The organism is Arthrobacter sp. 05N33_2, from assembly GCF_056397425.1.
Map to the genome: position 1 here is coordinate 1 of NZ_JBFTNJ010000090.1, position 9,944 is coordinate 9,944.

Annotated in this window: 6 protein-coding genes; all 6 read right to left on the reverse strand. The window is 69.9% G+C overall.

All coding sequences use genetic code 11. The annotated features are described in order from the left end of the window. On the reverse strand, positions 1-2,356 hold a 2,356-nt coding region (locus tag AC1DHX_RS19285; protein WP_476900366.1), incomplete at its 3' end, for a glycoside hydrolase family 3 protein. 104 nt (positions 2,357-2,460) lie between these two features. Beyond that, positions 2,461-4,788 carry an alpha-L-rhamnosidase gene (locus tag AC1DHX_RS19290; protein ID WP_476858659.1) on the reverse strand — a complete coding sequence of 776 codons (2,328 nt, stop codon included), beginning with the start codon at positions 4,786-4,788 and terminating at the stop codon, positions 2,461-2,463. Between the two features lie 92 nt (positions 4,789-4,880). After that, complete coding sequence (locus AC1DHX_RS19295; RefSeq protein WP_476858660.1) at positions 4,881-5,888, reverse strand: oligopeptide/dipeptide ABC transporter ATP-binding protein; 1,008 nt, start codon at positions 5,886-5,888, stop codon at positions 4,881-4,883. Further along, a complete protein-coding gene (locus AC1DHX_RS19300; RefSeq protein WP_476858661.1) occupies positions 5,885-8,005 on the reverse strand; it encodes a dipeptide/oligopeptide/nickel ABC transporter permease/ATP-binding protein in 2,121 nt (706 codons plus the stop codon). Before AC1DHX_RS19300 ends, AC1DHX_RS19295 begins: the two co-directional genes overlap by 4 nt. Next, on the reverse strand, positions 8,002-8,955 hold the full coding sequence (locus tag AC1DHX_RS19305; protein ID WP_476858662.1) for an ABC transporter permease: 954 nt from the start codon (positions 8,953-8,955) through the stop codon (positions 8,002-8,004). Before AC1DHX_RS19305 ends, AC1DHX_RS19300 begins: the two co-directional genes overlap by 4 nt. Before the next feature lie 62 nt (positions 8,956-9,017). Then, on the reverse strand, positions 9,018-9,944 hold a 927-nt coding region (locus tag AC1DHX_RS19310; RefSeq protein ID WP_476900367.1), incomplete at its 5' end, for an ABC transporter substrate-binding protein.

Here is a 9,944-nt window from a genome sequence, read left to right on the forward strand (position 1 = left end):
CGGCGTCCCAGTGCTGGAAAGACCGCCCGGGCAGTGTGACCCGGATGTCGCGGCGTTCCCCGGCGGGGATGAGGGCCGTCGCGAAGCCTGTCAGCCAGAACCCGGGCCGGTCCACGTCCGTTTCCGGGGCGTCGGCGTAGATCTGCGCCAGGTATTTTCCGGCCCGGGCACCGGTGTTGCGGACCGTCAGGACGGTGTGCACGTCCTCCCCGGGTGCCGCTTCCTCCAGCTGCGCGAACCCCTCCACGGCGAAGGTGGTGTAGCCCAGTCCGTGGCCGAGCCAATACGCCGGAGCGGCAGCCTGCGTGGTTTGCGCGGCTTGTCTTGCCCAGCCGCGGTAGCCGACATCCAGCCGTTCCGTGTACTCGAGCTGGCCGTTCCGGGGGTGCGTGTCGCGGACGGGGGCATCGGCCAGGGCGGCCGGCCAGGTGGTCGGCAGGTGGCCGCCGGGCTCGGCGTCGCCGAACAGCACATCGGCCAGGGCGTTTCCGAATTCCATGCCCGGGAACCAGACCAGGAGCACCGCCGCGGCGTCGTTCCGCCAGGGCATCTCCACCGGGGCGCCGGCGTTGACCACCACCACGGTGCGTGGGTTCGCCTCGATGACGGCGCGGACGAGGTCGTCCTGCCGGCCCGGCAACGCCAGGGAGGTCCGGTCAAWGCCTTCGCTTTCGACGGCACCGGAGGTCCCGACCATCACGACGGCGACGTCGGCGGCGGCGGCCGCGGCAGCCGCCTTGGCGATCTCGCGGTCCGCCGATTCCCGGGGTTCGTCGATGGCCAGCCCTACGCGGAACAAAGTGGCCTCCGGATGCCAGGTGTAGCGCAAGGTCAGTCGCACCGGGGTTCCGGCGGACAGGACGACGCCGGCTGATTCGTCCGGCGCGCCGATCAGCACGGCTTCAACGTCGGCGTAGCGGTCCCGCGAGTCGGCGGCCGCCACGGCGTCGCCGTCGACCTCCAGGCTGGCGCGGCCGATGCCCTTGAATCCCAGCTTCCAGGTGCCGGAGACGTCCGRCGTGAAGATCGTTTCGATGTCGACGGCGGTGGYGCCGGCGGGGATGGCGCCCGCGCCCCGGGTGAGCGTGGTCCGGGGACCGTATTCCTCCGCAACTGTGCCGGCGGGCCCCCGCCAGGTCAGCCGGACGCTTCCCTCCCCTTGGCCCGGGGCGTGGCATTCCGCGTTCCGGGGTTCGCGAAGGCCCCCGGAGAGCCAGGCACCCTGGACGGTGGTGAGCCGGACGCCGTCGCCGGCCCGCGCGCGCAGCCCCGCGGCGGGCGCCACCGTGTAGGCCGGGAACACCGAGGCGCTGCCGCCGCCCTGGGTCCGGGGATCCAGCGCCGCCGGTCCCACCACGGCGATGGAGGTGAGGTCCCCGGGCGAGAGGGGAAGGACGCCGGCCGGATTTTCCAGCAGCACGAATCCTGCCGCCGCGGCCTCCCGGGCCACGGCGGCGCCGGCTTCGGGTGCCGCGGGTTCGTTCCGGCGGCCCTCCTCGACCCGGCGGCCCAGGGTGACGAGCCGGCGCACTTTCTCGTCAATCACGGCCTCGGGGACCAGACCGGCGGAGATGGCTTCGACGAGCCCGTCGCCCCACAGCTTCTCCGGTCCCGGCATGGCGAGGTCCGTGGCCGAAAGGGCGGAGTCCACGGTGGAGTACACCGCGTGCCAGTCCGAGACCACGGCGCCTTCGAATCCCCATTCGGTCTTGAGCGGGTTCTCCGTGAGGGGATTTTCGGTCATGGCCTTGCCGTTCACGCCGTTGTAGGCCGCCATGATCATCCAGGGCCGGGCCTGCCTGACGACGCGTTCAAACGGTGCGAGGTACACCTCATGCAAAGTCCGTTCGTCGAGCACGTTGTTGACGGTGGTCCGCTCGGTCTCGGCCTCGTTGGCGACGAAGTGCTTGGGGCAGGCGCCGATGCCCTGGCCCTGGATGCCGTCCACGTACGCGGCCGCCAGTTCACCGGTGAGGAGCGGGTCCTCGGACAGGCACTCGAAGTTCCGGCCCGCCAGCGGTGAACGGTGCAGGTTCATGGTGGGGCCGAGCACCACGTCCACCTGCTGACGGCGCGCCTCGGCCGCCAGCAGCTTCCCCACCCGCGCCATCAGCCGCCGGTCCCAAGAAGAGGCCAGGCACGTGGCGGACGGCAGGTTCACCGAGCCGGCTGCCTCGGTGTCGCGGTGGCCGCGGACGCCGACGGGCCCGTCGGAAACCGTGATCTTCGGCAGTCCCAGGCGCGGCTCGGCCTGGGTGTGCCACAGGCCGGAGCCGCTCAGGAGCCGGACTTTCTCTGCCACCGGCAGGGTGCGGATCGTTTCTTCGACGTCGGCGTCAAAGCTCGTGGAGGTCATTCGTTGGTGCTCCTGATCGTTGGTTTCGTCAGCTATCAGCATGGGTTTGCGGCGGCGCGCCCGGACAGCGCAGTTTCATTGGTTGACACGGCGCTGGGTGGAATTTAGGAGGCGACGGCCGCTGAGGTGGCGGCGGCGGTCAGGCGGTGCGTGCCCGCCCCCACGCTTCGGCCGTCCTGCCCCGGCAGCCTGATCTCCGCCTCCACGCCGTCGGGGATTTTTGCTTCGACTTCCAGCACCCCGTCGCCGGTGGTCCGCCACTCGACGGCGATGGTGCCGTGCGGGCTGCGCAGGCTGGTCTTGGCCCAATCGATGCCCTCGCCGGGCAGGGGCGCGATCAGCACCCTGGAGTAGCCCGGGGCGAGCGGCCGGATTCCACCGACGTACTTGTGCAACCAATCAGCAATGGCGCCGAGCGCGTAGTGGTTGAAACTGGTCATTTCGCCGGGGTTGATGGTGCCGTCCGGGAGCATGGAGTCCCACCGTTCCCAGACGGTGGTGGCCCCCATGGTCACCGGGTACAGCCATGAGGGGCATTCCTGTTCGAGCAGGAGCCTGTACGCCGCGTCAGTGTGACCGGTATCGGCCAGGGCGCCGGTGATGAAGGGGGTCCCGGCGAACCCGGTGGAGACGCGGTAGTTGTTGTTCCGTACCAGTTCGGCGAGGCGGTTGCCGGCAAACTCCCGCTGCCGGCCGGTCTGCAGGATGTCGAAGGCGATGGCCAGCGCGTAGACCGTGGTGCAGTCGCTGTGCACGGTTCCGTCGGCGGCCACGTAGTGGGTGTTGAAGGCCGCTTTGACCCGTTCGGCGAGGCGGCCGAACGCGTCGGCGTCGGCGTCGTGTCCCAGGAGCGCAGCCGTCCGCGCGGTGATGGACGCCGTGCGGTACAGGCACGCTGTGGCGACGACGCCGGTGTCCGCCTTGGCCGCCCACGGCTGGTCCGGCGCGGCGTCCGGGTCCAGCCAGTCGCCGAACTGGAAGCCTTCATCCCAGAGCCCGGCGGGCGAGAGCAGTCCCTCTACCCGGCGGGTGTGGGAGGCCATCGAGTCGTACTGGTCCTTCAAGACGGTGTCGTCGCCGTAGGCCTCCCACAGCGCCCACGGAACCCACACGGATGCCTCGCTCCAGATGGCAGAGGATTCCGGTGCCGGGAATTCCGGCGGCTGGGGGCAGTACTTCAGTGCGTCCGGCACGGTGATGGGAACGAGTCCGCCGGCAGCCTTTTGTTCCGCGGCGAGGTCGAGGAGCCAGTCCTGCAGGAAGCCCTTGACGTCGTAGAGGAAGGCGGCCGTGGGGGCGAACACGGCGATGTCCCCGGTCCAGCCGAGCCGCTCATCGCGCTGCGGGCAGTCGGTGGGGAGGTCCAGGAAATTGCCCTTGAGGCCCCAGACGATGTTGCGGTGCAGCTGGTTCACCAGCGGGTTGGAGCACTCGAAGCTGCCGGTGCGTTCAAGCCGGGAGTGCACCGCCACGGCTTCGAGGGATTCCGCCGTCAGCTCGCCGGGCCAGCCGGATACTTCCGCGTAGCGGAACCCGTGGAAGGTCTTGCTGGGTTCGAAGAAGTCCTTGGCGCCGGAGAGGATGAACGTGTCGGTGGCGGCGGCCGAGCGCAGCGGCCGGGTGCCCAGCTCACCGTCCTCGAGGACTTCGGCGTGGCGCACGGTGATGGTGGCGCCGGCGTCGCCCTGGACGGTGAAGCGCAGCCAGCCGACCAGGTTCTGGCCAAAATCCACCAGCGTCTTGCCGGCCGGTGAGGTGAAGACCTCCACCGGTTTGATGACCTCGTTGCGCACCACCGGCGGCCCGACGGGATCCGCCAGCCGGCCGGCGTCGAACTCCAGGGCATGGACCCCAGTCCAGGCGCCGGCCCCCACAGCGGCAGCGTAGGCCTCCGGACCGGCTGCGTCCGCGGCGAAGCCCGGCCGGGCCCAGCCTGCCGGTTCCCGCCGCGCGTCGATGCGCTGTCCGTCGTAAAGATCGTTGGCCGTGGTGCCCGAGGGCCCGGACTGCCAGGACGTGTCCGAGGCGACCGACTGGACGTGGCCGTCGGCGAATTCGATGTCCAGCTGCCCGAAGAACCCGAGCTCATCGCCGTACAGGCCCGACTTGCCGTGCCAGGCCAGGCGTCCGCGGTACCAGCCGTTGCCGAGCGCGACGCCGATCACCGTGGCCGGGCCCACGAGCGCGGTCACATCGTAACTGCGGTAGCGCAGGCGCCATTCGTACGAGCTCCAGCCCGGACTCAGCACGTCCTCACCAACGGGGACGCCGTTGATCTGCGCCTCGTAGATCCCGAACGCCGTGGCCCGCAGGAGCGCGCGCTTCACGGGTCCGTGGCCTTCGTCCAGCCGGAATTCCTTGCGCAGAAGCGGGGCGCCGTCGAAGTCTCGATCCGGCGCGATCATCGTGGCGGACCAGGGTGCGGGGGTCATGTGGTGTCGTCCATTCTTGTGGGGAGTTGCCATGCTGTGGGATTTGCTCGGTACCGCTGGTGCCGCGGGATCAGGCTCGGGACCGGTGCCGCTCAGGCGTAGTGGCAGGCGACGTCGGACGCGCCCACCTTCCGCAGGGCCGGCCGTTCGGTCCGGCACAAGTCCGTGGCCAGCGGGCAGCGCTGGCTGAAGGGGCAGCCGCCGGGAGCGGCAGCGGCGGCCGCCGCGGTCCGCACGCCCAGTGCTTCGCGTTTTTGCCGCCGCTCGGCCTGCTCCGCCGGGCGGGGCACGGGCGAGGCCGCCACGAGCGCCTGGGTGAAGGGGTGTTGGGGCGACTCCGTGACGGCTGCCGCCGGGCCGCTTTCCATGACCTGGCCGCGGTAGAGCACCACGACGCGCTGGGCGAGGAACTGGACCACGGAGATATCGTGGGCGATGAACAAATAGCTCAGCCCCCGCTCGTCCCGGAGGTCGGCCAGGAGGTTCAGGACCTGGGCCCGCGTTGAGAGGTCAAGGGCGCTGACCGCTTCGTCGCACACCACGAGTTTCGGCTCGCAGATCAGTGCCCGGGCGACGGCGATCCGCTGCCGCTGGCCGCCGGAAAACTGGCCGGGAAAGCGGTCCACGGCCTCGCGCGGGAGTCCCACCCTGGCCAGCATGTCCTCGGCGCGCTGCCGGGCCTCCCGGGCGGCCACGCCACGGATCCGCAGCGGTTCGGCCAGTGAGGCACCGATGCTCTGCCGGGGGTTGAGTGATGAGTTCGGGTCCTGGAACACGGCCCGGAGTTCGCCGCCCAGTTCACGCCGCCGTGCGGGGCTGGCATGGGTGATGTCCGTGCCGTTGTAGCTGACCGAACCCCCGCTGCTCTTTTCCAGGCCGAGGATGGCTTTGCCGATCGTGGACTTTCCGGAGCCGGACTCCCCCACCAGGCCCACGGTCTCCCCGTGCCGGATGCTGAAGCTCACGCCGTCCACCGCGGCCGGTCTGGCGGCGGCCTTCCGGCCCCGGCCGTAACGGACCACGAGGTCCACCACGTCCAGGAGCGGCTGCTCGGGAGCCTGCGCTGTTCCGCCCTGGCCTACCGCTGTTTCGATGCTCATGTCCTGTCCTTCTCAACTGTGCTGTCCATCTCAAGAATGTCGAGGACACGGTGGGCGGGTACTTCGGTGGCCACCCAGGCCAGGCCTTCCACGGCCAGTTCGTCGGCCTTGACGCAGCGCACCACGCCGTCGTCCGAGCCCGAGGGAACCAGCGGGACCGGCGCCACGCAGGCCGAGCCTGCGAACTGGCAACGCGCCATGAACCGGCACCCGCCCGGCCAGTCCTTGGGCTGCGGCACCTGGCCGTTGATGGTGGCGAGCCGCTCAGGCATGTCCTCGGCGGTGTTGGCGTGCGGGTCGGCGGCCAGCAACGCCAGGGTGTAYGGGTGGCGGGGTTTGTCCAGGATGTTGGCGGTCCGGCCGCTTTCCACCACCTGGCCGGCGTACATCACGGCCACGGTGTCGCAGATGTCGGCCACTACGCCGAGGTCGTGTGTCACCATCACCACGGACATGCCTGTGTCCTTGACCAGTGCCCGCAGCAGCGAGAGGATCTCGGCCTGCACTGTCACGTCCAGCGCCGTTGTGGGTTCGTCGGCGACCAGCAGCCGGGGACTGCCGGCCAGGGCCAGGGCGATGGCCACGCGCTGGGCCATGCCGCCGGAGATCTGGTGCGGGTAGGTGGTGAGGATGCGCGCGGCGTCCACGATGCCCACCTTTTCGAGCAGGCTCAGGGCTTCGGTGCGTGCTTCGGCTTTGCCCATGCCCCGCAGGCGCCGGATGGCGGAGACCAGCTGGTAGCCGACCGTGAACATGGGGTCGAGGGCACGCATGGGTTCCTGGGAGATCAGCGCGATCTCCCGTCCCCTGACGCCGGCCAGCTCATTTTCCGTGGCGGCCGCGAGGTTCCGGCCGTTCCACAGGATCTGGCCTCCGGTGACGGATACGCCCGAGGGCAACAGGCCCAGCAGGGACAACGCCGTCATGGTTTTGCCGCAGCCGGATTCGCCCACCAGCCCCAGCACGGTGCCCTGTTCGACGTCGAAGGAGACCTCCGTGACCAGGGGCGTGCCGGCGTCGACGCCCACCGAGAGCCCGCGGACACTCAGCCGGCCGGCCGCGTCCGGCGCGGCGGCATCGGTGGACGGCGCGGCGGCATCGGTGGACGGCGCAGCCGCGGACGCAGCGGCCCGGCGTCGGCGGTCAGCGGCGGAGGGCAGGTGGGAGGCGGCCGCGTTCGGGCTTTTCCCCAGGGCGTTGCCGATGGCATTGGCCGCGAGGACCGTCAGCGCCAGGACCGCACCGGTGGGGACCATCAGCCAGGGGGCGTCGTAGACGTGCTGGGATGCGCCCTGGATCATGCCGCCCCAGCTGGGCTGCGGGATGGGCGGCCCAAATCCGATGAACGCCAGACCGGCCTGGATCAGCATGCCCACCGCGAAGATGAGGGCGGACTGCACCACGATCGTGGTGTTCAACCCGGGCAGCACGTGCCGCAGGCTGATGCCGAGCGTGCTCACGCCGTCCACCTTGGCGGCGTCAACATAGAGCTGTGACTGCAGCGCGGTGGCCTGGCCCAGCATCACGCGGTAGATGCCGGCCGAGATGAGGACGCCCAGAATCGCCATGACGACGGGAATGTTCGTGCCCACGGCACCGATGACCGCCAGGATGATCACCGTACCGGGCAAGGACATCATGACCTCGGTGACGCGGCTGATCGGCCCTTCGGTCCGTTGTCCAGCGGCGGCGACCATCGCCAGGACGGTGCCGAGTCCGACGCCGACAATCACCGTGATGAGCGATGTCCCCAGGGTGCCGGCGGCCGCGGCGAAGATGCGGCTGAGCAGGTCCCGCCCCAGTTCGTCGGTGCCCAGCCAGTGGGCGGCAGTGGGGCCGGACAGGATGGCGGCGAAGTCCTGGTCCTCGGTCTTGTACGGCAGCCACCACGGCGCCGTGAGGGAGGCAACCACCAGGACCGCCAACCAGAGCACTCCGGCCACGGCACCGGGCGCCGCGAACAGGCGGTGGGCAGGCCTCCGGCCGACGCCAGTTTTGGGACCGGGGCCGGGACCGGGCCGGCCCGTGGCGGTGTTCGCGGGTGGGGCTCCGCCTGTGCCTGTATCTTCCGCATTCGCGGTGGCGGGGACGGGCGCGGGGGCAACGGAAGGGATCATGAGGCACGCAACTTCGGGTCGAGAAACTTGGTGGCGAGCTCCAGCACGAGGTTCACGGCCACCACCACAACGGTGGCGACCACCACAACGCCCTGCACGGACGGGGCGTCGTGGGTGCTGACGGAGGTCTGGACTGCCTGGCCAAGGCCCGGCATGGCGAAGAGCTGCTCCGCGATCACCGAACCGCCGAACAGCCCGATGAACTGCAGGGCGATCCCGGCCACGATCGGCAGGCTGGCATAGCGCAGGGCGTGGACGTACAGGATCTTCCAGGTGGGGGTGGCCGTTGCGCGCAGGGTCCGGATATGTTCCTGCTGCAGCGCCTCCAGCATGGATGCCCGGGTCTGGCGGGCGATGAACGCCGCACCGCCGACGGCGAGGGTGATCACCGGCAGGGCCAGGGACAGGGCCCAGTCCTGGGGTGAGACCTCGAAGGGGACGTAGCCGGTGGCCGGAAAGACCGAGTACTGGACGGCGAAGAGGTACACAAAGATGATGCCGATCCAGAAGGCCGGCAGCGCCACGGCGAGGCCGCAGACGGCTCCGACGATCCGGTCGACCAGGCCGCCGCGGACGGCTGCCGTGACGCCAAGACCGATGCCTAGTACGGCGCTCAGGACCGTGGCCCCGGCCGCGAGGGCCGCCGTCACCGGCAGCCTGCTGGCCAGGTCGGCGCTCACGGACCGGCCGTCGATCAGGGACACCCCGAAGTCTCCCTGCGCGGCGCTGCCGAGCCAGCGGAAGAACTGGACGGGGAGCGGATCGGACCAGCCGAGCCGGCTGTTGACCTCGTCAATGGCTTGCTGGGTGGCGCCGGCGCCGAGGGACACGGCGCCGGGGCTGCCCGGCATTGCGTGCACCAAGAGGAACGCCAGCACCGCGACCACCAGAACGGTGGCCAGCGCCATGAGCAGGCGCTTTGCGACGTAAATCGCCATGATGACCTCCATTGGTCAGGTCCTGCCGGACGGCCTTCGCCTCAGGGGTGAAGGCCGCCCGGCAGGGTGGGGGGTCAGTTGGCCGGGGCGTAGGACGAGAGCAGCGGGTAGACGTTGCTGCCGGCGAACTCGACCGGCTTGACCTTCTTGGTGTTGTAGCCCTGGTTGGTGAGGGATTCGAAGAGCGGGATCATCCAGCCGGATTCGACGAGCCGGGTGTTGAGCTTGGTCAGCGCGGCTTTCCGGGCGGCATCGTCCTTGGCGGCGGCGACCTCGCCGGTGGCGGCGCTGAGCTGGTCGTCCGTGGCCTTCTGGACGTTGGTGAAGCCGTTGAGGATCGCGCCGTACATCAGGCCCACCGGGTTGTCCCAGCCCAGCGGCGCGTAGCCCAGCGGGGTGGTGGCGACGGCGGCGAACGCCTCATCTGTCGACGTCGCCATCTTGACCTGCATGGTGATGCCGACGGCGGCCAGGTCCTTCTGGACCGCCTGGAGGTCGGTCTGGGTGGTGGCGCTCGCGACGATGGTGAATTCAAAGCCGTTGGCGTAGCCGGCTTCCGCCAGCAGGCTCTTGGCCTTCGCGGGGTCGTAGGCGAACTGTGAGTTCAGTGTCTCCGTGAAGCCGGCCGAATCCTTGGGCAGGGCGTTCCACGCCGGGATGTCACCCTTGTGCAGGGCATCGACCAGGGCCTGCCGGTTGATGGCGTACTGGAACGCCTGGCGGACCTTTTCGCTGGCGAAGGCCGGCGACGTCTTGCCCGTCTTGTCGAAGGCGACCATGGTCTGGACCGTGCCGCCGATCTGGGAGACGCCGACACCCTTGGCCTTGACGAAGTCAACGGTCGGTGAGGTCAGCTGGGCGACGTCCACCTGGCCGGAAACGAGGGCGTTGGCCCGGGCCTGCGGATCCTGGATGACGCTGAAGACGATCTTGTTGTAGGGGTATTTCGCGGCGTCGGTGCTCTTGTCGTTCTTCTGCAGGACGTACTTGTTGCCCTTGAC

Coding starts and splice junctions, on each gene's coding strand:
- AC1DHX_RS19290 (WP_476858659.1), bottom strand. CDS start 4,788: ATGACCCCCGCACCCTGGTCCGCCACGATGATCGCGCCGGATCGAGAC.
- AC1DHX_RS19295 (WP_476858660.1), bottom strand. CDS start 5,888: ATGAGCATCGAAACAGCGGTAGGCCAGGGCGGAACAGCGCAGGCTCCC.
- AC1DHX_RS19305 (WP_476858662.1), bottom strand. CDS start 8,955: ATGGAGGTCATCATGGCGATTTACGTCGCAAAGCGCCTGCTCATGGCG.